Source organism: Pontiella desulfatans (assembly GCF_900890425.1).
In the GTDB taxonomy this organism is placed as follows: domain Bacteria; phylum Verrucomicrobiota; class Kiritimatiellia; order Kiritimatiellales; family Pontiellaceae; genus Pontiella; species Pontiella desulfatans.
This window is the reverse complement of record NZ_CAAHFG010000001.1, coordinates 762,943-784,127: the sequence shown is the minus strand read 5'-3', so window position 1 is coordinate 784,127 and position 21,185 is coordinate 762,943. Positions and strand designations below refer to the sequence as shown.

Here is a 21,185-nt window from a genome sequence, read left to right as displayed (position 1 = left end):
CTATCCTCTCAAATCAATGAACCGGACGGGCTTGCGCGACTCCGGTGTAAACACAACGCGGCGGATATCCGCCATGGGCTCGATAATCACTTCGGGCTTCACCCGCAAACGCGCCTGCAGGCGGCGCAGCACAACATCAACCTCGACCGGGCGGGCGCTGAACGCGAGGTGCACCACCAAGCGATCCGAAAGCGGACCGTCCGATAAAACCTCCAGGTAATATTCGCTCACCTCCGGCATCTCGTCGAGCGCGGTAAAGACGGATTGCGGATAAAGACTCGTTCCCTGCACTTTCAGCAGCTGCAGCTTGCGCCCGATGATCGGCCCCAGGCGCGCCGAGGTTCGCCCGCAGGCGCAGGGGGCGAGGTTGATAAAACTGATGTCGCCGGTGCGGTAGCGCACCAGCGGCATGCCCTGCACTCCGAGGGGGGTGACGACCACTTCGCCGGGTTCGCCATCGGGCACTTCGTTGCCCGCCTCATCGAGGATTTCCACCAGCCCCAACGCGGGATGCAGGTGGCCGCCCGCCTGCTCGGTGCATTCGCAGAAGGTGGTTACGGTTTCCGACGAAGCATAGGTGGAATAGACCTTTGCGCCCCAGATGCGCTCAAGATCGGTCGCCACGGAGAGCGCCGCCATGGCGGCATCGCGCAGCGGCTCGCCGATGCAGACGAGCTTCTCAACGGAAGAGCCGGGCAAATCGATTCCCTTTGCCGACAGGTGTTCCCCCAGCTTTCGCAGGAACGAGGGCACGCCGACAATCACGGTCGGGCTGGCGTGCTTGAGCACCTCGCCATGCCCCTCCATCGTGCCGTGGCCATTGCGGATGGCGGCGGCGCCGACCGCGCGGGCGCCCAGGAAATAGGCCAGTCCCGCAATGAAGCAGCGATCCATTGTGCAGGTGAGCAGGACAATGTCGGAGGAGGTTATGCCGCAGGCATTGAACGCGCGCTCTTCGTTATAGGCGAGTCGCTCCAGATCCCCCTGCGTATACATGATTTTCGTTGGCCACCCCGTGGTTCCGGATGAAAAAACGATGTCCGCCACCTTTTCGGGGTCCACGGCAACAAACTCCGAATTGCGAATCGAAACCGCCATTTTATCGGTGAGTGGCAGCTCCTCCAGGGAGACCGCTCCGAGATCCAGCCCGGCGAGCTGCTCCCGGTAGAACGGGGACGCTTCAACACAATATTCCAAATGCCGCCGAAGCAGTTGCTCCTGCGCCGCCCGGACATCATCCGGAGAGGCAAACTCGAGGGCATCGTTTCGGGCAAAGGAAGTCATCCGGCCAGCTCCATTCGATCCAGTTCTTCGGCAATGAGCCCGCGCACCAGGTTTTTCAGCTTGAACGGGGACATGTCGCGATAGGTTTCCTGCATAACGGGTTTGAGCGGCCGCACCCGGATGGTGGTGGGTTGCAAGACCAACGTCCCCTTGGGCGGCGACTTTTCGGTGCCGGAAAGACAAACGGGAACAATCGGAGCCCCGGTTCTCAAGGCCAACCGGAACAAGGCGCCATGGAACGAGCCCATCTGGCGGGAGGTGGCGCGCGTGCCTTCCGGGAAGGCCGCAATGGAAACCCCCTGCTCCAGGAATTTTTCACCGCGCCGCATGAATTCCTCCGGCGGCATTTCGCGGATGCTCATGTAGCCCGCAAACTTTGCAAAGAACCCGAGCACGGGCAGCTTGAACGGCCAGACATTCACCACCTGAACGATTTCGCCCGGTAGCATGGCCATGGTGAAGGCATCGCAGGCGGAGCGGTGGTTGCAGATGTAGATGCACGGTTGCGGCGGCTTGCCATGCATCCGCTCGCCCTTCACGCGCAGCAGGGGAACGCCCATCACCATCATCACGTGGCCATAGACCTTGATGAGGAAACGGGTGCGCCCCATGGTCCTGCGCCACGGGCCGAACGGAACAAACACAACTCCGATCACAATAAGAACAGGAATGAGCAGGGCCGAAACGGCGAGGAAAAGGAAATAGAACGAAAGGTTCAGCCAAACAGTCTGGAGGCGGAGCAGCATGCCGGCCGGATTATTCGGAATCCATTTCCGTGCCGAGGGTCTCGATAAAGTCGTAGAGGTCATTCAGGGTCCGGATATCGCGGATGCGTTCGTCGTCGCGGATGGACACATCGAATTTTTTCTGCAAGGCCACCACCAGGTCCACCACATCCAGGCTATCGAGCCCGAGTTCGGTGAACAGGTGGACTTCCGGAACCAGCTGGTTCGGTTCCATTTCAAAATCTTCCAGGAATACCTCGTTAACGAGTTCAATGATTCTATCACGTTGCATTCCAAATCTCCTTTATTGCGCATGGCATAAATAACCTTTAAAAATAAAGAACGAATAATATATAGCCGGTGATTTCATTACAACTGAAAACACCCTGAACCCCAGATGGAAAACATGAAAACACGCCCCGCAATTCTATTGATTTACCTGGCATCAACCTTCGCGAGCTTGGCCGAGGAGGCCAAAACCCACTACAACCAGCTATTTCTGGGGGGCGGGACGTCCATCAAGGGATTCGGCGACACCGACCAGGAAGTCCGCACCGTCGATATTCTCTTCCGGCATGCGCGGGTTTTCTACGAAAAGGATGCCGGATGGATCCGCGGCAGGCATGAATTCTGGATGGAAACCCCGCTTTCGATCATCGTCGAAGATTCAGACAACCAGGACTCGAACGATTTCGGCATTATCGGGCTCAACTTCCTGGCCGCGTGGATCTTCCCGCAAACCGCCATCGGCGAGCCCTACTTCATGATTGGCGGGGGGCCGGAATATGTGATGGCCGACATCGAGGGAGTCGGCTCGGACATCTGCGGGAACTACCAGGTCGGCCTCGGCACCAAGTTCATGGTTTCCGGCACGCACGAGGTCAACCTAGAAATCCGCTACCACCACATTTCCAACCTCGGCATGGCCGAACCCAACGTCCCGCTCAACTCGGTTAAATTCTTCGTCGGCACCACCCTGCCCTTTTAGCCGCAAGGCCTGCCCCGGACGACGCCCAAGGCCCCCGTGATCCCCTCAAGCCTCACTCATCACGCCAACGGATATCCGACCCCCAGCAATTTGGTGACGGCCCGGTTGAATACCTTGCGCTCCTCGCGGACGGTTTCCTTGACGGCCGCAGTCCGATCCGTGAAATAGTCCCAGTCGAGGCCGAACGGCGCGCCGAGGTGGGTCTTGAGCTGGATCGCCTCAACCGGATCGATGCTTTCGAGCTCGTGGAGGTTTTCCTTGATATAGTGGTAGGCATCGCGGAAGGGCATCCCCTCGCCCACCAGCTCAAGCGCGCGGTCGGTGGCGAAAACATCCGGCGAGAAGCCGTCGATCAATGCCTTTGCATTCACCTTGGTGGCCTTGATCATCGGGGTAACGATACGCAGGCAGGCGCGCGTGGTGGCCATGCCTTCCATGAACAGTTCCTTGGCTTCCTGCAGATCGCGGTTATAGCCCGTGGGCGAGCCCTTGATGAGGTCGTAGACGCCCAGCTCGGCGGCCTTGACCCGCGAGGCCTTGGCGCGAACCAGTTCGCACACATCGGGATTCTGCTTTTGAGGCATGATGGAGCTCCCCGTGCAAAACTCGGCAGGTAGCAGGAAATAGTTGAATTCAGGCATGGTGAAGAGCATGAAATCCTGCGCCAGCCGCGAGAGCGTCAGCATCACCTGACTCATGGCACTCAAGACAATGTTTTCCATCTTGCCGCGCCCGTTGTTGGCATAGAGCACATTGTGGGTTGGGCGGCTGAAGCCGAGCAGGTCGGAGGTCAGTTGGCGATCGATCGGCAGCGGAACGCCGTAGGAGGCGGCGGAACCCAGCGGACATTGGTCGTTCAGTTCGTAGGCGTTGACGAGCGAAACGCAGTCGTCGAGCAGGCTCTCGGCATGGGCGGTCGCCCACAGCCCCACGCTCGAGGGCATGCCCGGCTGCATGTGGGTGCGCCCCACCATCGGAACCGCTTCGTGCTTCTTCCCGAACGAAACCAGCGCGGCCACCAACGCGGCGGCCTCCTCCAAGGTTGCAAGAATCTGCTCCTTGGCATAGAGGCGGAGATCGACGGCCACCTGATCGTTGCGGCTGCGGCAGGTGTGGATTTTCTTGCCGAGGTCGCCCAGCTTTTTCGTGAGCGTTCGCTCAACGGCCAGATGCACATCCTGGTCGGCCAGCTTGATCTTGAACTTGTTATCCTGAGCCAGGCCAATGATCTCCACCAACCCTTCGATCACCTGCTTGCGCTCGGCCTCGGTAATGAGCGCCGGCTTGAGCGGCATCTTCGAGAGCATCGTCACGTGTGCGGCGGTACCAATGCAATCAACCGTGATCAACGCTTGATCCAGCTCCACATCCCGCCCGGCGGTAAACGCCAGCGTTTCATTATTAATTGTTCCTACCGTCGTCTTTTGTTTTGCCATAACCTTAAACCCTTCCGCCGGACTCCCGGACCATCCACCTCTTTATTTCAACAACTCGAAACAGGCATCCTTCGCCGCCTTGCGGTCGAAGGTCACCGTTGCCGAAGCTCCGGCTCGGCGATTTTGAATTCCAATGAGACCATCCGCAAATCCGGCCGTACCCTGCTCATACACCTTCAATGCCTGCCATGCCGCTTCATCGCCCTCAACGCGCAACTCCGGCGAAGAAAGAATACCGCGCAACACGGCTGCAACGGTATCACGCCCATAGCCATAGCCCCTTGCCAGCACCCAGGTCAACTCGCACAACACCACCAGATTCACAAAACCCGGGGATTCAGAAGTACACCGTTGCTCAATGCACTCGGTGGCCAGCTTGGATTGCTTCGGATCGTCCTGGACAATGTAGCGCACCAGAACATTGGTATCCAGACCAGTCACGAAGCGCTCCCGCCAGCAATCGCCTGTTCCATTTCCTCAAGGGACAATGGTTTTTCCGGCTTCGGCACCATGCCCTTGAGCCCCTTCACGGAATCCGTTAGAGGAATCAGCTCCAACCGCCCGTCCTCGGTGGTAACCAGATCAACCTTCGTGCCGGCCTTCAGTCCCAGCCTACGCCGAGCCTCGACCGGTATGGTCAGCTGCCCCTTGGATGTCATCGTCGCAACCATTCTTACCTCCAAACCAATTCCTTACCTTCGCTCCTTACAATAGGAACGCGTCCAGCTTTGTCAAGGATTCCGCGTAGGTCACGCCCTCGTCCGCCCGGTCGACTCGACAATGATCGTGACGGGGCCATCGTTGAGGAGTTCGACCTTCATGTCGGCGCCGAACTGCCCGGTGTGCGGCTTGAAGCCGAGGGCATCGAGCGCCAGAACATACTCACTGAACAGCGCCGCCCCCTTCTCCGGCCGGGCGGCATGGATGAAGCTGGGGCGATTGCCCTTGTTGCAGTCTCCATAGAGCGTGAACTGGCTAACGGAAAGGATTTCGCCACCGACGTCGCCAACGGAAAGGTTCATCTTCCCCTCGTCATCCTCAAAGATACGCAGGTTGGCGGTTTTCTTGGCCAGGAACCGGGCATCGAAAGATGTGTCGTCGTGCGACACCCCGACCAACACCAGCAGCCCCTGCCCAATTTCAGAGATCCGCTCCCCGTCCACGGAAACCGAGGCCTGCCTAACCCGTTGAACCACCAGTTTCATCAACCATCCCCCAAAATAAAAAGGCCGAACACCGCAAGCGACATTCGACCTTCGGACTTTTGCCCTTCGACCGAATTATTCGGTCACGTGCGAGACGCGGAAGGCCGGCAGGCGGTTGAGCGCGGCGGCAACTTCGTAGCGGCGCGGGCGCGCCAGGTCGCCGCGCGGATCGCGAATGAGGGCGTTGAGGCCCTCGTTCGAGAGGTCGCGGTCGACGAGGTCGAGGATTTCGCGCAACGGATAGCCTTCGTCCATGTAGCGGAGTTTGGCGTAGTAGAGGACGAATCCAATGGCGCGCGCCTGGTCGGCGTCGGCAATCTGGCGGACGGCATCGAGATCCACAATGGAACGTCCGAACTGGAGGTAGTCCCCTTCGTCGGACTCGATCACGAGGTCATCGCGGCCCACGCTCGGATCGATCGAGCTCGGCATGATCCAGCGCGAACGGCTGAGCATGGTGCCAAGGTTCACGGTGCTGTCGGCCACGGTGGACGGAACGATATCGAGCGCCTTGGCTACCTCGGTGATATCGGAGACACAGAAGTTTTCAACCTTGAGCACCTTGTCGGCGATCGGAATGAATTCGGCCACCAGGCTGCTGCCGGCCACAACGATCGAAATACCCAGTTCGTCCACCATCTGGCGTGCGCGGGCGGCCAGCGTATTGCGGCTGGACTCGCCAATCAGCGAACTAACGCGGGTATCGGACGAAAGGAAGGTGGACGAGGAGCTGTGCTCGTCAAACAGCAGAACACGGGCACCGGCCTCGAGGGCCTCGACGGTGGAAGCGGCCTGCGAGGAGAAGGAACCGGACGACTTGCTGGAATAGGATGCCGGGTTTCCGCCATCCGGGAGCGCTTTTGCGAAGGCGGAAATATCCACCTGCTGGATGGAACGACCGACTTCCGAGCGGATGTTCACGGCATCGGCAACGGTAACGACGTGCTCACGCCCATCGCCGGGAACATGGTTGTAAATGCCCTGCGCAATGGCATCCATCAGGTCAACGCGACCGCTATTGGACTCGCCAAGGATGAGGGTAAGGCCGTTCGGAATCCCAAGACCGCTTACCGTGCCGGCATGCGGAACTTCCACTTCCTCGACCAGGGAAGCATCCACCTCGACCGGGGAGAGGCGTTCGTAGTCCGGAATGTCCTGCCCAGGCAGGCGGGTAACGAGCGCTCCTTCGGCAACGAAGGCCACCTGGCCACTGGCGCCGAGGTACTGGCGCAGACGGTCGGCATCTTCCATGTTGTTCACGTGTTCATCGGCATCGGCGGCTTCGATGTTGCAATAGAGCAGACTGTTGCTAACGACTTCCGGCAGGTCTTCAAAGAAAATCTGCTGGGCCATTTCGCCATCGATCGAAAGAATATGCTCTCCATCAACCACGACCGACTGAACCGGCAGGGACACCTCGAGGCGCACCTCGATGTACTCCTTGGTCAGGAGCAGCGCGTTGCGGGGAAGAATCTTCTGGTTCGGTGCCGAAACCCCGACGTGACGGCGGGCAACGCCGTTATGGTCGTAGTTGGCGATCTTGTTGATATTGGAGGCCAGGCGGCGGAGGAGCAGGTCTTCCATCGCTGTGCGGCGCACCGGGCTATCGAACAGGTATTCGGGAATCTCGGCAATGGTCTGCGGAATGCGGATGCTGAAAACCGGACTCGCGAGCTCTTCAGACTCGAAGTCGATACCGGTACATTTGATGACGTAGCGCGAGAAATCGAAATCGCCGACCAGCTGTTGGTATTCGGAATAGGGCTGCCCATCAAGTCCCGACAGCAAATTGTAGAATTCCTTCTTATCCTTCATAGTCCAATAATCCTTCGTTTATTCAGTTACACAAACCATCCCAACCAGAAATCGCAATTGGTGGGTTACTGTGCCTTTTTCACATCTTTTTTGGAAGCGGTCTTTTTATCCTTTTTAGGGGCGTCGGCTTTGGGCTTGTCGGCGGCGGCCTCCTTTTGGTATCCGGAACTGCGATAGTCGGTTTGATAGAAGCCGGAACCTTTGAACAAAAAGCCTGCGCCACCGCCGATCAGGCGGTTCACCTGCCCGTCGCACTTCGGACACTCTGTCAACGGATCGGCCGACATGCTCTGGAAAGCCTCGAAATGGTGGCCGCACGCATTGCACTCATAGTCGTATGTAGGCATGAAATACTCCTGCATTCAAAGAAAGAGGCGGAATGTAGCGCATTCGCCCCTATTGTCAAAATCATTCTTGGCAGGGCCGTGAAACCTCTTCAGTCACGTCCGCGCTCACGATCGTGAGCGCGGACGTGACTCCTCTGGGACCAATTCGTTTGACACGCAAACCATGGCAAGGCGAAGATACGCGGAACTAAAGGAGTATTTGCATGGACTTTGAATTCGCCACCGCCCAACGCATTGTTTTCGGGGCGGGCAAGCTGCAGGAACTTCCAGCCCTGGCCGCCGGACTCGGCAAAAAAACAGCCTTTATCACTGGCCGGAACGCCGAGCGCATCGGGCCGGTCTTCCAACTATTGAAGGAAGCCGGAACCTGCCCGGCGGCGTTCTCGATCTCTGGCGAGCCCACCTCCGGCCGCATCGCCACCCTCGCCGCCCAGGCCCGCGAACAGGGTTGCGACCACGTTGTCGCCTTCGGCGGCGGCAGCGTGATCGATGCCGGCAAGGCCATCGCCGCCCTGCTCACCAATACGCGCGACCTGATGGACTATCTCGAAGTTATCGGCAAGGGCGAGCCCCTCACCGAAGATCCCGCCCCTTGCATCGCCATCCCGACCACCGCCGGAACCGGTGCGGAAGTTACGCGCAACTCGGTGTTGCTGTCCCCGGAGCACAAGGTCAAGGTCAGCATGCGCCACCCCCGGATGCTGCCCACCGTCGCGCTGGTCGATCCGGAGCTCACGCTCTCCATGCCTCCGGAAGTCACCGCCAGCACCGGTCTCGACGCCTTCATCCAACTCTTTGAGGCCTTTGTATCGAAAAAAGCCAATCCACTCACGGACGGCATCTGCCGCGAAGGGCTCAGGCGGGTCTCCCGCTCACTCTACCGGTGCTACATCCATGGCGACGACATTGCCGCGCGAACCGACATGGCATTCGGAAGCCTCTGCGGCGGCCTTGCGCTGGCCAATGCCGGCCTCGGGGCCATCCACGGTTTCGCCGGCCCCCTTGGCGGCATGTTCAATGTACCCCACGGCATGGTCTGCGCCGCCCTACTACAGGCCACCACCAGAACAAATTACGATGCGATGATCCAACGCGACCCGCAAAACCCCGCCCTGGACAAATTCCATGAAGCCGCCCGAATCATGATGCAGGATGAAAACGCGACCATCGAACAGGCGCTCGAACATCTCAAAGGAATCGCCGCACAAATGTTTGTGCCCGGCCTCAGCGAATACGGCGTGTCCGAATCCGACATTCCGGCTATCGTGGAAAAGGCGAGGAATGCGAGCAGCATGAAAGGCAATCCCATTGTTCTCACCGACGAGGAACTCGCCTCCATTCTCGAAGAATCCCTTGCACCACCGGTCGATGGCGACGCAACGCTCTACCTCTAGCCCATGCAAACGGTGCAATTCGGAACGCTGAATTATCTCGTGCTGGCGATTTATCTCGCCGGCATGCTGGGCATTGGAGTATTCTTCGCTAGGAAGCAGGAGAGCGGGGAAATGTTTTTCCTTGGCGGGCGCAAGCTTCCATGGCTGGCCGTGGCCATGAGCATGTATGCCTCGCTCACCAGCGCCGTCACCTATCTCGGCCTGCCGGGCACGGCCTACTCCGAAAATATTGCGCTCATCATCGTCTGCATCATGAGCCCGGTCGTGGCGCCGTTCATCCTTTTGCTCTTCTACCCGATCTACCACCGGCTCCAGGTCACCACGTCCTATGAGTATATTGAAAAACGCTTCGGCCAACCCGCCCGCTATGGCGTGGCGGGACTGTTCGTGCTCGCTCGCCTCGGCTGGCTCGGCACGGTGGTCTACGCCCCGGCCATGGCGATGTCGATCGTCACCGGCATCCCGCTCTGGGGTTGCATCTGCATGATGGGCATCCTCGCCACCGCCTACACCGCGCTAGGCGGGCTCGCCGCCGTGGTGTGGACGGACGTCATCCAATTCGTCATCCTCATCGGCGGCGCCATCTGGGTGGCGGTCAGCCTGGGCAATGGCGTCGAGGGCGGGACGGCGGAAATCTTCGCCCTCGCCAAGGAGGCCGGACGGCTGCACATTGCCGACTGGAAGTTCAACCTCTTCGCCATGTCCGGTCCGGTGGTCGCCATCTCCTTCTTTTTCCAGCTCATGCAGGACTATGGCACCGACCAGGTCACCGTCCAGCGACTCATGGCCACCGGATCGCTAAAAAAGACCGTCAAGTCCGTCGCCTTCAATGCCTGCACCGACTTCTTCATTATCGGCCTGTTGCTCTTCATTGGACTCGGCCTGTTCGCCTTTTTCCATGGAACAGAAATAGTGAACGGCATCGGATCCGACAAAGTGATGCCCTACTACATTATCCACTATCTTCCCCAGGGCATCTCCGGCCTGCTCATCACCGCCGTCTTCGCCGCCGCCATGTCGTCGATGGACTCCGGCATCAACTCCATTGCCACTGTCTTGATCAATGATTTTAAAATCACGCCTCACGATTCACGAATCACGGATGTTGCCCTCGCACGAATCATAACTGTCGGCTTGGGCGTTGCGGCAACATCCTTAGCCTTCTACGTTTCAACCATCGGCGGCATCATCAAGGCGTTCGCCTCGTTCATGAGCCTGTTCAGCGCACCGGTGCTGGCCCTGTTCCTGATGGGCGTACTGACGCGCAAGGGCAACTTCCAAGGATGGCTTGTGGGCCTCGCGGTTTCCGTTCCGGCAACCCTCTGGCTCCAGAAGATGGTCGAGGCGCACTGGGTCTATTATTTCCCCGTTTCGTTCCTCGTCGCCTTCGGGACTGCCCTGCTCGCCAGCCGGTTCTTCAATTCGGCACCGGCACCGAACGAACTGACCGTGTGGAAAAAATAACCGACTACAGAGAGGAACAGTAGGCCTCTTCCGCCTGCTTGCGCAGGTCGGCGATGGCTGCCGCCATGTCGTCCTGCTTAAAGAGATAGGATCCGGCGACATACAGATTGCACCCCACCGCGGCCGCACGGGCCACCGTCTGGTCATCGATGCCCCCGTCGATCGCAAGATCCACCCAATCGGCCATGCGCCGGATGGTGGCGCACTTTTCCTCGACGTAGGCGATATAGCTCTGCCCACCGAACCCCGGATGCACCGACATCACCAACACCTCGTCCACCCAACGGTTTTCCAAGCACTCGAAAATACTCTCCACCGGGGTTTCCGGATTCAGGGTAATGGCCGGGCGCCTGCCCATGGCGCGGATGGCGGCCAGGGTTTCGGGAACATCGCACTTGGCCTCAATGTGGATCTGGATCGTATCCGACCCCGCCGTCACGAATTTCTCCAGATGATCCTGCGGACGCTGCACCATCAGATGCACATTCTGGGGAATCTTCACATTCGCCGCCGACATCCTCACCACATCCGGGCCGAAGGAAATGTTCGGAACAAACACTCCGTCCATCACATCCACATGAATCTGGTCGGCACCGGCCTCCTCCGCGCGTTTGCACCCCTCGGCCAAACGGCCGAAATCAGCGGCTAGAATGGATGGCATAATCTGGATCTTTGGCATGGGACACTCCTTGAAAATGAACGCGAAACGTAAACAACCTAACCCGCCCCGTCAAGAATCCCCGCAAAAATCAGGCAAATCACCCACCCAACCAACCGGAATCAAAAAAAAATCACTTTCCCACTTGCATCGCCCCAGAAAACCGCTACTTTCTACCGCCTCTTAACGAGAAAAGATTGCGGGGTAGAGCAGCCCGGTAGCTCGTCAGGCTCATAACCTGAAGGTCATTGGTTCAAATCCAATCCCCGCTACCAATTTCAAGGCCGGAACACACGTTCCGGCCTTTATTTTTAGGGGTTTTGTGGGATTATGGTGTTTTAAAGAAATTGATGCGACCGTTTGAAAAAGTCCTGAAAACCACCAACAAAAACAAACACAAGTACAAACACACCAACGCGAACTTAGGGGTACAACACCCCGAATTTGCGGGCTCAAGAAGCATTCTCGCAGAAAAAAAAGTTTTTCAGGTGCCCGTGTGTTGGCCCTGGAAATCGATTGGTTGGTACCAACCACCCACAAACACGGTACAAACACACGAAAAAGGGAGCGCGTGAACGCTCCCCTCCCTGCCGATTCTGAATCCCTCTATGGAAGTTGGGCTTCGAGTTCTTTGGCGGATTTGCCTTTGCTCCAGGTCTGGAGAATTTCAAGGCGCGTCTGGTTGACGTGGTCGTACATGGAACGGGCCTCGTCGCCGGTGACGGCCTGGTCGTCGAGCATGGGCTCGATGAGGGCGGTCAGCTCGTTGAGGTGGGTTACGGTCTTGCGGACCCGGGCGACCAACTTGGTGGCCCGGCGGGACGCCAGCAGCTTCTGGATGACGGATGTGAGCAGCTTGGCCACGATCTGCTCCAACGGCAGATAGCGGAACAGGCTGATTCCGATTTTTGCGAGTATGACTTTAAGCATGGTTTTTACCTCCTACTTAAAGCCGGGAAATCAAATGGTGATGCTACCAAGTGATGGTTTCGAGGTTGGTGGGTGATCGGATTTCACCGTGGAAAATGACGAGAAAAGCGTTCTGACCCCCGCATGGTATTGACTCCTTATTTGAAGGAGGGAAATCACGTGGCACCGCGAATGGACGCCAATGAACGCGGATACCCTTTTTAGAACTTCACCACATAGGTCGCAGAGTATACGGAGGCAACATCATTTCATAGGACTCAGCCCGTATTATGTCCTTGCATACATCTAAAGACAGGAGTAGTGAAAGCGAAGCGGTTTGAGGGTCGAATGTGAGATAGAGGTTTCAAGAAGCTTTCTGCGCTACCGATTTCACCAACCATTCAGGCCGCTTCTACAAACTCAATGTGCCATAGAAAAAATTGCATATACAGGAGGTGCTAGATGAAAACGGCATGGAAAACAGTTACAAGGCGATCTTCAATGATCGCGCTGAGCATTGGCCTTGTCTTCATGTTGACTGGCTGTGGCGGCGATGATGACGGGGGCGAAAGAGATCTTTCTGGAACCTTCTGGGTTAACAATGATGATCCGTATTTCGAGGTCGCCTTCAATGGGTATGGAGATAGAATACTGATTGATTTTTTCACGCAAAAATTCACCGTATCCGGAGTCTGCACTAAGGTATCAGGAGGGGTTTCTTTTTATTACAGCCAAATATGGAGCGGAATGGACTATTATAGTGAGGGAAGCGCCACCGTCAACGGTGACACCCTGACACTAAATATCACCACGACTGCCGACGGCGTAATTGATGAAAGGTTTACTGGAACATTTATTTTCAAATTTCGAGGTGAATACGAACATTATTAGTCCGACTGCGACAACTGATTGCAGAGTCCTCGACTTGCTCTTGAAGCAAACTTGACCGTTACCACAATAGCGTGGACAACAGAGGGCGGAGATGTGGAAAGCATTATTTCATAGGACTAACCCCTGCCCCGTGCCCCTGCCCCTGCCCCTATTTCAGCCATGAGAGATTGGGCCTCAAAACCTAATCGATCCTCAACCATGTCGAAGGAGCATGGGAAGACGTTTGCTTTACACCATCCCTCCAAGATTCCGTATCGGCACACCCATCCATAAATCCACGATCTAGATCAACCACTGACATTGTGTAGGTGACCTTATAGTGATAAACATAAGAAGACACATCATAGTCATATTCATAAACAACCACGACATTGTCTCCTGCCATTTCCCACCGCCATGATTCGTTTGTATAGTAGTACTCATGGTCGCATGCCCGCAGGTTCTCAATCACCCCACCATCCTCAAATCTGATTCTTCCCGACCAGTACCACTCCGACCCAATAAGACTTCCGGAATCCACCTCTTGAGAGCTGCCGGCGCCAGCGGAGCCGCTGCTTCCTCCATCATCGTCTCCTCCGCAACCCGTTGTTCCGAGCACAGCGCCCCCTACCAACAGCGCAAAAGTTGCCAGCTTGATTCCTTTAACGATATCGTTTCCCATATTTCCCCATCCGGTTTAGTTGTTAACACCAAGTCACCTTCCTGCACAAATCCAGAAATGGCGAAGCCCCACCCCAGGGCCTATGCTGTCCGCACACAGTACAGACAATATTCCAGTTTATACAGAATATGATGGGGATCAAGTGCAATGGGAGTCCGCATGTAAATCGGAGGCGGGTGGGACGCATAAGACGGATTGGACGGATCGGATACTGACTACCGAAACCAGGTGGGTGACGGTCTTGCGGACACGATCCACCACCTTGGTGGCCTTGCGGGTCTTCAGCAGTTTCTGTATTGCCCCGGTCATCAGCTTGGCCACGATCTGCTCCAGCGGCAGGCAGCGGAACAGGCTGATTCCGATTTTTGCGAGTATGACTTTAAGCATGGTTACTACCTCCTACTTAAAGTCGGGAAATCAAATGGTGATACTACAAAGTGATGGTTTCGAGGTTGGTGGGTGATCGGATTTCACCGTGGATAATGACGAGAAAAGCGTTCTGACCCCTGCGCTGACCCCTGCGCTGTGGAAGGGTATTTTGTGTTTGACCGGAACCTCTAATGGGTGACCCCTGCGCTGACCCCTGCGCGGATGCTTGAGTCTGTCTTTGCGGCCAAGCCCGGACATGGCCTCACGAAAAGGGTCGACACTAATATGTATAGAAATATTCGCAACCCGCTTCTTTTAAAAATCTGAGCGTTTCTGAGTAGCTTAAGCTCTCTGACAAGGCATTCATGTCAAGGGTTCCTTCAAATTTAAGATTTGCAGTAAGCGCCTCGAGGTGGGTTAGTTTTGAGCAGTTCTGTATCACTTCGCTCAGCTCGGAATCGATTTTTTCATTTTTAGGCTGGGCTCCCCGTGCAACGCCAACCGCTCCGGAATACCAGAACATGTTTCGGAATGAGGATGATTCAAACGCCAGTTCAGCAACTTTCAGGTGTAGATCCTTTGGAACCGTTGTCGGAGGCAGACCCTCGGGCGTATCCTTGCCGGTAGCGGCACGCACAATGCCGGCTCTTAACCTCAGCAGGTTGATGGCCAACAAACTCAATGAAAATTCCTCGTATGTGGCCTTATAGTTGCCGCAAGCTTTTGCTCCAGCATTAATCAGTTGAGATACGACATCAGGCACGCCGCGAAGGACGGCATACAGCAACGCATCATATCCAGACTTATCCTTTTTCGACACATCTGAGCCGGCCTCAATAAGGATTTCCGAAATTTTCGAATGCCCGTAGTATGCCGCCAACATTAATGGTGTCGTTCCATTGTGCAGATCCCCGTTAACATCCGCTCCTTCCTCTATGAGAAAAGAGAGGGTTTCTTGTTTGTCTGCAAGAACGCAGATTCTGAGAAGCTGGCAGCAATCGATCTCTTCATTCTGTTCTTTCAGTGCATTAACCAAAGTTCGGGCAATTTGCATGTGATCATCGTATATTGCCATTGAAAGTGCGGTTGATCCATCTTTATTGGCTGGGGCAATGGATGCGCCCTTTTTCATCAACAGATCCACGGTCTGTTCATCTCCGAGGCCTGCCGCTGCCATCAGCAGGGTGGTTCCGCTGTCATCCGCCTGGTTAACGTCTGTCCCTGCATCAATGAGCACCTCCAGCAGTGCGGTGTCCTGCAGCAGCAGAGCCGTTGTAAGCGGTGTAGCCCCCTCGTTATCATGGACATCAACATTAGCTCCCAGGCTCAGTAATGCCTGAGCAGCAGGCAGATTACTTATCATTGCCGCAAAATGAATGGCACGTTTTCCTTTATTGTCGGCAGCCTCAAGGTTGGCACCGGCTTCTGCCAGAATGCGGATAACAGTTTCTGATTTAGTTATTACTGCGAGCATCAGCGCGGTTTCTCCGCTTGCATTAACGGCATCCAAGTTTACCCCTGCAAAGACCAGAAACCGAACCACATCTTCAAGCTCCATTGTGGCAGCCTTGATTAAGGCCGTTGTCCCTCCGGAAGGCGCTGCATTGATGTCTGCGCCGGCTTCAATAAGTCTCCGGGCTTCACCTTCAAACCTGGCATCCATATTCAGGATGAGATCTTTAAATTCGCGGGTTGCCGCATTTCTCGTAAAGGGAAAAAGTTTTTCCCAGAAGCCCAGAGGTTTCGGCATTTTAATGGGCTCAAAAGTATGCGTTCCCGCTGAGTCTGCGACCGGTTCCCCGGACGGTTTTGTTGGTGCAGCATCATGTGAATCCAGGGGCAGAATGGGGTTTGTCCCCATCGGCATGCAATCATATATCAACTGTGCCGAGCTGTAATAATCGCGTTCATACGCAGGAAGGCTGTTGTGATATTCGAGCAGCGATTCCATTTCCCCCATGAGTTTTGACCGACATTCTTCCGATAATTGTAAGTTTATATCATAGCACCCCATAGGAGCTACAGCCTCGCATGACTCTCCCGTGGCCGGGTCATACCAAGAGCTCGTACTGCTGCTTTCATCTGCGAGTGTGATGGTCATTTCTTTCTGTGAAATCGCATCCTGAATCAGCTTCACAGTGGTGTCCACCTCATCTAGGCCGTGAAGCATTTCCAGAAAAGGACATTCATTCTCCAATGCGCGTTTGAGGGAATCTGACATCATGCTGACATAGATGCCGAACACTCCTCCGGTTGCTGTGCGGTAAAAGGAGAATCCGATCCGGATTTCAGCGTCGATTAACTCATTAACGAAGCCGTCGAGCCGTATCATCAGACAGGGATTCGGGTCGGAATCCAGCCTGAAAAATCCGGTTCCGTGAACCGCCTGTGTTAAATAACGAAATTTATCTGAAAAAAGAAGAGTTCCGAATTTTGTATCACCGATAGAGCATTTAGGAATCGGTATAACAACCTGCCGTCTATTTGTGGCGATATCTTCGGCAAAGTACCATGAATTATCTGATGCGCTACAGGACATATAACCCCCCCATTAGAGATGCAACTGTTATGCTGTAGATATAATAACTGAATTACCGGAAGTCAATTATACGGATATTCTGCTAAGATGCAAAAAGGTATCGAATCGAAAACAAGCACCCTTTCTTAAAATCCTGAAACTGCCCGAAGGCATTCTCGGTGCCGGCATGACCATCCACACCATCGGTGAACACCTCGGTTTTCATCCGCATCTGAACGCACTCGTGGCCGACGGCTCTTTCAACGCGACCGCCGATTCCATAATCGACCCGAATCAGGTAGGCGGGAACCGAAAAAAGCGTTTTGATCCTTCGATTTAAAGCCGGGAAATCAAACCGACGGACAAGAATGGGATGACACTCAAAGCTTCCTGCACGTTCGTTCCGGGGCGCGACACAGGACTATTTCAGCCAAGGGATGAACTTTAGGGCTCTCAACACCCCATCTGGATTCGTCGAAAGAAAGACCACAAGTGCGGTGATGAATACCAAAGACCAACGCTCCAATTTGGTGACGCGGCCGTTGGTTTTGACGGCGTGGGTGTGGATATCTTCGAGCTTTTCGTCGATACGATCGAAGCGTTGTTGGCAGCCGTCGGGGAGGTCGTAGCGGATTGACCCTAAGCCCTACCCAGCCAAGGACGAAATCAACACCAAGGGAAGGATGAGTACCGCGACGACCAACAGCGTCTGAACCAAAACCACCCCCATTCCTTTGCCGAAGCCGATGGACTCGCTGTCCGTATTCTTGAGCATCCCACCCACGATGCCAGACGAAATGAAAAAGCCGATTACCAACGGAACGATTACCGCGGCCTCTTCCGATTCCGCAGCCAAGGCAAAACCAAGGATCAACCCGACAAATCCACCCGCAATGGATGACCAGAAACAGGCCCCGTAGGCCGTGCCGTACGGCGGCGAAAACTTACAGACCATCTTCGATGCGCCCTGAAGAAACAAGGCCCCGATCAACGAACCGACCACGGCCGAAAACACAATTTTCACCCCGGCAACCACCATTATAATCCCCATATCATCCATCGACTTCTCCACTGTTAACAGGAAATCGCTACTTCAGGCGACATGGGCATTCGCCCAGAAACGTCGTTCTGGAGAACGGTTTCACCCTGAAAGGTGTACTGTATTACAGGGTTTTTGTCAACGTGAACAGCCCGATAAAACAAGGGTGGTAATTTCCGGAACAGGTTATTTAATCCAAAAGCCGACCAGCTTCAGAACCGAGATAAAACCCTCGGGGTTGGTCGATAAGAAAATGACAAGGGAAGTGACCAAAATCAACGTTGTGCGTTCGAGCTTGGTTACGCGGCCATTGGTTTTGACGGCGTGGGTGTGGATTTCCTCCAGCTTTTCGTCGATGCGGTCGAAGCGTTGTTGGCAACCGTCGGAAAGAGATTCGCAGGATTTCATGAATTGGCTCCTTCCGGTTCCGGGATGCGGTGGTGTTGGATGTAGCTGCGGAGCCGGTTCTTTAGTGTCCGGTTGTTTTGTTTGCGGGCGGCGGATTCGCCGAGTTGCTCATCGCGCAGGATGGCGGAGAGGGTGCGCGCGGAGATGAGCGATAAATCGGAGGGGGCCACGGACAAACACGGACGGAAACGGGCAGGCTGCGCGGACGTGGCAGGCGGGCCGCCTGCGGTACGTTGCAGTGCGGGTGAAGACAATCTGGAAGCATGTCCTACATTCGATGGGTTCACGGGGTGGCCTCGGTTTCGAAGAGGACGCGGAAGAATTTGTAGTCGGTGCGGGATTTGAATACGACGGGCTCAAACCAGTCGCCGGAGTCGAGGCGGTCGCGGACCTGGATCCGGATGACGGTGTTGGAGGGAATGATGTAGACGGTGTTGGTGACGTAGACGACGGGTGTTGGTGAGGCCAGGATTAGGCCGTCGGCTTCGTTGGTTTCCACGATGGATGTTGGGAACGGCGGTGGCGTGATGCCTTGCTCGACGGGTGTTGGGGGCGCGGTTGTTGAGGCCGGGGCCACTACAGGAATGATGATTGCCACGAAGAGGCAGAGAGCGGAGAGGAGCTGGATGCTGGATACTGGATGCTTGGATGCTGCTTTCTTTACCACGGAGGGCACGGAGAGACGGAGGCGGTGCGGGATATTTTTGATGGCCACAAAGAGGCGCAAGAAGCACGAAGACAAGAGCCGGTGCGGGCGAGGGCTTGAACCACGAAAAACACTAAGTACACGAAAACGGTGCAGGCGGGTATTTTTATTTGCCACAAAGGAGCGCAAGGAGAACAAGGGCCGGTGCGGGCGGGATTTGATGGCCACTAAGAGGCTCAAGAAGCACGAAGACAAAACATGGGAACGATGCGGGCGGGATTTATTTGCCGCGAAGGAACGCATAGACCTCAAAGAGAAAAGATTCATTGGGCGAACTCCTGGAATTCGTGCGGGCCGGCATAGGACGGGGTCTGAGTAACGGCGGCTGAACCGGCGGGGATGGATTCCATCCAGATGCCGCGCAGGAAGACGTCGGCGCGGATGGCGGCAGCGTTTTCGGCCTCGGTGAGCGTCTGCTCCATCTCCCCTTTCAACTGGAAGATGATGATATTGGATGCGTGGCGCAGGCAGGACGGGGGTAAAGTGCCGGCAGTCGTATCCATCACGGTTTCCGGGTTGGATTCAAGCGCGGCACGGAACTCCCCCACCACCATATCAACGATCTCATCCAACCGCCCGACCTTGCCGGGATTATCAACGAGCCATTGTTGATAGTCCGCAGTCAGGGAGGGGCTGAAGGCGGATAGGATGGAGGATGCTGTCACTTCGTTCCACATAGGCACTAGGTTTTAGGGGTTAGGTATTAGGGTAAAAGCGTCCGGGGTCATGGGCCCCGGCTACAGGGCAAGGCCGGCTGCACAAATGACCGGGGTCAGCGACCCCGGCTACAGCAACTAGGCCGATGCGATGTTGAGGCGGTGGGCGGCGGCGTTGTTGCACACCTTGACGTCCTCGGACCAGTCGAACTTGGCGACTTCGACGCGGCCGTCGTCACGCATGTAGGATCCCGGCACCATGAACTGGTTCATGAGGCGGAAGGTTTTCATGAACGACGGGTCACGCCGGGAAGGCTGCGCCTTGCGGGCGAACACAAGGACGGCGGAGTCGAGCAGGAAGTTGATATCCTCGTCGATGCCTTCGGGCGCGTCGTCGTACACCATGTAACTGGTGCGGACTTCCGGCGAGCCGATGAACATCTGGCCGGCATTGGCCTGGGTGGGCACGGCGAGACCGACGCCGGTACGGGCACCGGAACCGACGACGAAACGTCCGCGTACCTTGGCCTGGTTTTTGAACACGTTCCATGCGCTGGCACCGAACAGTACGCCGACGCCCATGAGCGAACCATACTTACAGGTTTTGATGACATCGAGGATGGCGTCGTCGATATCGGCCACGGGATCGGCGGCGTCGTTCCACGTGAGGTCGCTGCCGGGCCCCACGGCTTCGACCGCGAGATCGATGACCGATTTTTCATGGGCCAGCGCGGCGACTTCGGCCACGGCGACGGCGCCTTCGCGCAGCATGTTTTCCAGCCCCTGGGACTCGAGCTGCTCCAGGTTGTCGACCGGGTAGTCGAGGGCATGCGGTTCACAGTTGTAGGTTTCGTCGGACACTTCAAAGCGCAGCTCGGACGCACGGCCACCGAGGGTGCGAAGCGTCTTCGGAATGTGGAAGCGGTTCTTTTCGGTGTATTTCTTATACCGCCCGGTCGAGGTGGGCACCTCGATGGTCGGGGCGATGAAGTCGGCCACGGGCATGATGGCGCTTTGCGCGGCACCCTGGGCGAACTGGCGAAGCATGGGATTGGTACTGATTTCAGAAAGGCGGGACATGATTTACTCCTTACTTGTTTAAATGGAACCACTGAAAAACACCGAGGCGGTGCGGACTGATTTTGTTTAACCGCAAAGAGCGCAAAGAAAACAAAGTGCTCTGCGGAGCGGGATTTGGATTATTGAAATTTGGGTTCATAGCGGCTGGGCAGGCGGGACGCCCGCGATACGTTAGGTGACGATGTAGCGCGGGCTGATCGGGCGAACAAGGACGAGCTGGCCGTCCACTCCGCTCTCCTCCGCGATACCAACTTCGGTAAAGTCTGCTTCGGCATCGATCACCTTTACGGCCCCGGAAGATTCGCTCAAGATGAGGGTTTGACCGGCAACGCAGGTTCCTACGAGAGGGACGCGAATATTCTGCAGCGGTGACAGCGGCAGGAAGGAACCCGTTTCCCCCGCAGCTGCGCCTTCTAAAACCAAATAGTGCGGAAGGTCATCGTATTGAGGCAGGGCCATCCCTGTCGTAGTCAGCTTTACCAGCCGATCTTTTGCTGCGGACAGGTCGGTGGCGCAAACATGTTTGATAGGGCCGGTTTTTACATTGGTTTGGGACATGGGGGAAACCTCCGGTTTCTATTTGGTTGATGATTGATGAGTGAGGGTTGATTGGTTCATGGCTGCAGGACGGC

Annotated in this window: 26 protein-coding genes and 1 tRNA gene; 6 read left to right on the top strand and 21 right to left on the bottom strand. The window is 56.1% G+C overall.

The features are described 5' to 3' along the window. Genes E9954_RS02890 through E9954_RS02880 form a run of 3 tightly spaced genes read right to left on the bottom strand, consistent with a single transcriptional unit; the run spans nt 1 to nt 2,301 of the window. A complete protein-coding gene (locus tag E9954_RS02890) occupies nt 1–1,284 on the bottom strand; it encodes a phenylacetate--CoA ligase family protein (protein ID WP_136077735.1) in 1,284 nt (427 codons plus the stop codon). Beyond that, nucleotides 1,281–2,093 (bottom strand): lysophospholipid acyltransferase family protein, encoded by an 813-nt coding sequence (locus tag E9954_RS02885; RefSeq protein WP_136077734.1) that lies wholly within the window; start codon nt 2,091–2,093, stop codon nt 1,281–1,283. The genes E9954_RS02890 and E9954_RS02885 overlap by 4 nt, the downstream gene beginning before the upstream one ends. Beyond that, nucleotides 2,041–2,301 (bottom strand): acyl carrier protein, encoded by a 261-nt coding sequence (locus E9954_RS02880; RefSeq protein ID WP_136077733.1) that lies wholly within the window; start codon nt 2,299–2,301, stop codon nt 2,041–2,043. The genes E9954_RS02885 and E9954_RS02880 overlap by 53 nt, the downstream gene beginning before the upstream one ends. A 114-nt stretch (nt 2,302–2,415) precedes the next feature. Here E9954_RS02880 and E9954_RS02875 point away from each other — a divergent pair, with 114 nt between their 5' ends. Next, nucleotides 2,416–2,997: an acyloxyacyl hydrolase gene (locus tag E9954_RS02875; RefSeq protein ID WP_168441917.1), complete on the top strand. Its 582-nt coding sequence runs from the start codon at nt 2,416–2,418 to the stop codon at nt 2,995–2,997. A 59-nt stretch (nt 2,998–3,056) separates the two neighbouring features. On the opposite strand, the gene argH is transcribed toward E9954_RS02875, so the two are convergent. The 6 genes from argH to E9954_RS02845 form a co-directional block, all read right to left on the bottom strand. Beyond that, nucleotides 3,057–4,433, bottom strand: coding sequence for an argininosuccinate lyase (gene argH / locus E9954_RS02870; protein ID WP_136077731.1), 1,377 nt, complete (start codon nt 4,431–4,433; stop codon nt 3,057–3,059). Nucleotides 4,434–4,475: 42 nt separating this feature from the next. After that, complete coding sequence (locus tag E9954_RS02865; RefSeq protein ID WP_136077730.1) at nt 4,476–4,874, bottom strand: PIN domain-containing protein; 399 nt, start codon at nt 4,872–4,874, stop codon at nt 4,476–4,478. Then, the gene (locus E9954_RS02860) at nt 4,871–5,104 is read right to left on the bottom strand and encodes an AbrB/MazE/SpoVT family DNA-binding domain-containing protein (RefSeq protein WP_136077729.1); all 234 of its coding nucleotides are present in this window, start codon (nt 5,102–5,104) and stop codon (nt 4,871–4,873) included. Before E9954_RS02860 ends, E9954_RS02865 begins: the two co-directional genes overlap by 4 nt. 78 nt (nt 5,105–5,182) lie before the next feature. Continuing rightward, entirely contained in the window at nt 5,183–5,638 is a 456-nt protein-coding gene (gene dtd / locus E9954_RS02855) for a D-aminoacyl-tRNA deacylase (RefSeq protein ID WP_136077728.1), read from the bottom strand. A 75-nt stretch (nt 5,639–5,713) separates the two neighbouring features. Beyond that, complete coding sequence (locus tag E9954_RS02850; protein ID WP_136077727.1) at nt 5,714–7,453, bottom strand: P-loop domain-containing protein; 1,740 nt, start codon at nt 7,451–7,453, stop codon at nt 5,714–5,716. Nucleotides 7,454–7,518: 65 nt separating this feature from the next. Then, the gene (locus E9954_RS02845) at nt 7,519–7,800 is read right to left on the bottom strand and encodes an FmdB family zinc ribbon protein (RefSeq protein ID WP_136077726.1); all 282 of its coding nucleotides are present in this window, start codon (nt 7,798–7,800) and stop codon (nt 7,519–7,521) included. 203 nt (nt 7,801–8,003) lie between these two features. Between E9954_RS02845 and E9954_RS02840 the strand changes: the two genes are divergently transcribed. Next, nucleotides 8,004–9,194: an iron-containing alcohol dehydrogenase gene (locus E9954_RS02840; protein WP_136077725.1), complete on the top strand. Its 1,191-nt coding sequence runs from the start codon at nt 8,004–8,006 to the stop codon at nt 9,192–9,194. Between the two features lie 3 nt (nt 9,195–9,197). Continuing rightward, nucleotides 9,198–10,658 carry a sodium:solute symporter family transporter gene (locus E9954_RS02835; RefSeq protein WP_136077724.1) on the top strand — a complete coding sequence of 487 codons (1,461 nt, stop codon included), beginning with the start codon at nt 9,198–9,200 and terminating at the stop codon, nt 10,656–10,658. A 4-nt stretch (nt 10,659–10,662) separates the two neighbouring features. Here the strand turns inward: E9954_RS02835 and rpe are convergent, their stop codons facing one another. Continuing rightward, the gene (gene rpe / locus E9954_RS02830) at nt 10,663–11,337 is read right to left on the bottom strand and encodes a ribulose-phosphate 3-epimerase (RefSeq protein WP_136077723.1); all 675 of its coding nucleotides are present in this window, start codon (nt 11,335–11,337) and stop codon (nt 10,663–10,665) included. Between the two features lie 177 nt (nt 11,338–11,514). Between rpe and E9954_RS02825 the strand changes: the two genes are divergently transcribed. After that, nucleotides 11,515–11,591: transfer RNA gene (locus E9954_RS02825), tRNA-Met, on the top strand. Between the two features lie 331 nt (nt 11,592–11,922). Here E9954_RS02825 and E9954_RS02820 read toward each other — a convergent pair. Continuing rightward, complete coding sequence (locus E9954_RS02820) at nt 11,923–12,246, bottom strand: hypothetical protein (RefSeq protein ID WP_136077722.1); 324 nt, start codon at nt 12,244–12,246, stop codon at nt 11,923–11,925. 441 nt (nt 12,247–12,687) lie between these two features. On the opposite strand from E9954_RS02820, the gene E9954_RS02815 reads away from it, so the two are divergent. Next, the gene (locus tag E9954_RS02815; protein WP_136077721.1) at nt 12,688–13,116 is read left to right on the top strand and encodes a hypothetical protein; all 429 of its coding nucleotides are present in this window, start codon (nt 12,688–12,690) and stop codon (nt 13,114–13,116) included. 181 nt (nt 13,117–13,297) lie between these two features. On the opposite strand, the gene E9954_RS02810 is transcribed toward E9954_RS02815, so the two are convergent. The 3 genes from E9954_RS02810 to E9954_RS02800 all read right to left on the bottom strand — a co-directional run bounded on the left by E9954_RS02810 (nt 13,298) and on the right by E9954_RS02800 (nt 16,685). Beyond that, the gene (locus E9954_RS02810) at nt 13,298–13,777 is read right to left on the bottom strand and encodes a hypothetical protein (RefSeq protein WP_136077720.1); all 480 of its coding nucleotides are present in this window, start codon (nt 13,775–13,777) and stop codon (nt 13,298–13,300) included. A gap of 138 nt (nt 13,778–13,915) precedes the next feature. Beyond that, on the bottom strand, nt 13,916–14,164 hold the full coding sequence (locus E9954_RS02805; protein ID WP_136077719.1) for a hypothetical protein: 249 nt from the start codon (nt 14,162–14,164) through the stop codon (nt 13,916–13,918). Nucleotides 14,165–14,426: 262 nt separating this feature from the next. After that, the gene (locus E9954_RS02800; protein ID WP_136077718.1) at nt 14,427–16,685 is read right to left on the bottom strand and encodes an ankyrin repeat domain-containing protein; all 2,259 of its coding nucleotides are present in this window, start codon (nt 16,683–16,685) and stop codon (nt 14,427–14,429) included. Between the two features lie 166 nt (nt 16,686–16,851). Here E9954_RS02800 and E9954_RS32230 point away from each other — a divergent pair, with 166 nt between their 5' ends. Continuing rightward, nucleotides 16,852–17,004 (top strand): transposase, encoded by a 153-nt coding sequence (locus E9954_RS32230; protein WP_168441916.1) that lies wholly within the window; start codon nt 16,852–16,854, stop codon nt 17,002–17,004. Between the two features lie 306 nt (nt 17,005–17,310). Here E9954_RS32230 and E9954_RS02795 read toward each other — a convergent pair whose 3' ends face one another. The 7 genes from E9954_RS02795 to E9954_RS02765 all read right to left on the bottom strand — a co-directional run bounded on the left by E9954_RS02795 (nt 17,311) and on the right by E9954_RS02765 (nt 21,111). After that, nucleotides 17,311–17,724 (bottom strand): hypothetical protein, encoded by a 414-nt coding sequence (locus tag E9954_RS02795; RefSeq protein ID WP_136077717.1) that lies wholly within the window; start codon nt 17,722–17,724, stop codon nt 17,311–17,313. Nucleotides 17,725–17,889: 165 nt separating this feature from the next. Further along, a complete protein-coding gene (locus E9954_RS02790) occupies nt 17,890–18,111 on the bottom strand; it encodes a hypothetical protein (protein ID WP_136077716.1) in 222 nt (73 codons plus the stop codon). Next, nucleotides 18,108–18,365 (bottom strand): hypothetical protein, encoded by a 258-nt coding sequence (locus tag E9954_RS02785; protein WP_136077715.1) that lies wholly within the window; start codon nt 18,363–18,365, stop codon nt 18,108–18,110. The genes E9954_RS02790 and E9954_RS02785 overlap by 4 nt, the downstream gene beginning before the upstream one ends. A 29-nt stretch (nt 18,366–18,394) precedes the next feature. Then, nucleotides 18,395–18,778, bottom strand: a complete 384-nt coding sequence (locus E9954_RS02780; RefSeq protein WP_136077714.1) for a hypothetical protein — start codon at nt 18,776–18,778, stop codon at nt 18,395–18,397. A gap of 302 nt (nt 18,779–19,080) precedes the next feature. Continuing rightward, nucleotides 19,081–19,482 (bottom strand): hypothetical protein, encoded by a 402-nt coding sequence (locus tag E9954_RS02775; protein WP_136077713.1) that lies wholly within the window; start codon nt 19,480–19,482, stop codon nt 19,081–19,083. Between the two features lie 129 nt (nt 19,483–19,611). Continuing rightward, nucleotides 19,612–20,553 carry a hypothetical protein gene (locus tag E9954_RS02770; RefSeq protein ID WP_136077712.1) on the bottom strand — a complete coding sequence of 314 codons (942 nt, stop codon included), beginning with the start codon at nt 20,551–20,553 and terminating at the stop codon, nt 19,612–19,614. A gap of 171 nt (nt 20,554–20,724) precedes the next feature. Further along, complete coding sequence (locus E9954_RS02765) at nt 20,725–21,111, bottom strand: hypothetical protein (protein ID WP_136077711.1); 387 nt, start codon at nt 21,109–21,111, stop codon at nt 20,725–20,727. Nucleotides 21,112–21,185 lie beyond the last annotated feature (74 nt).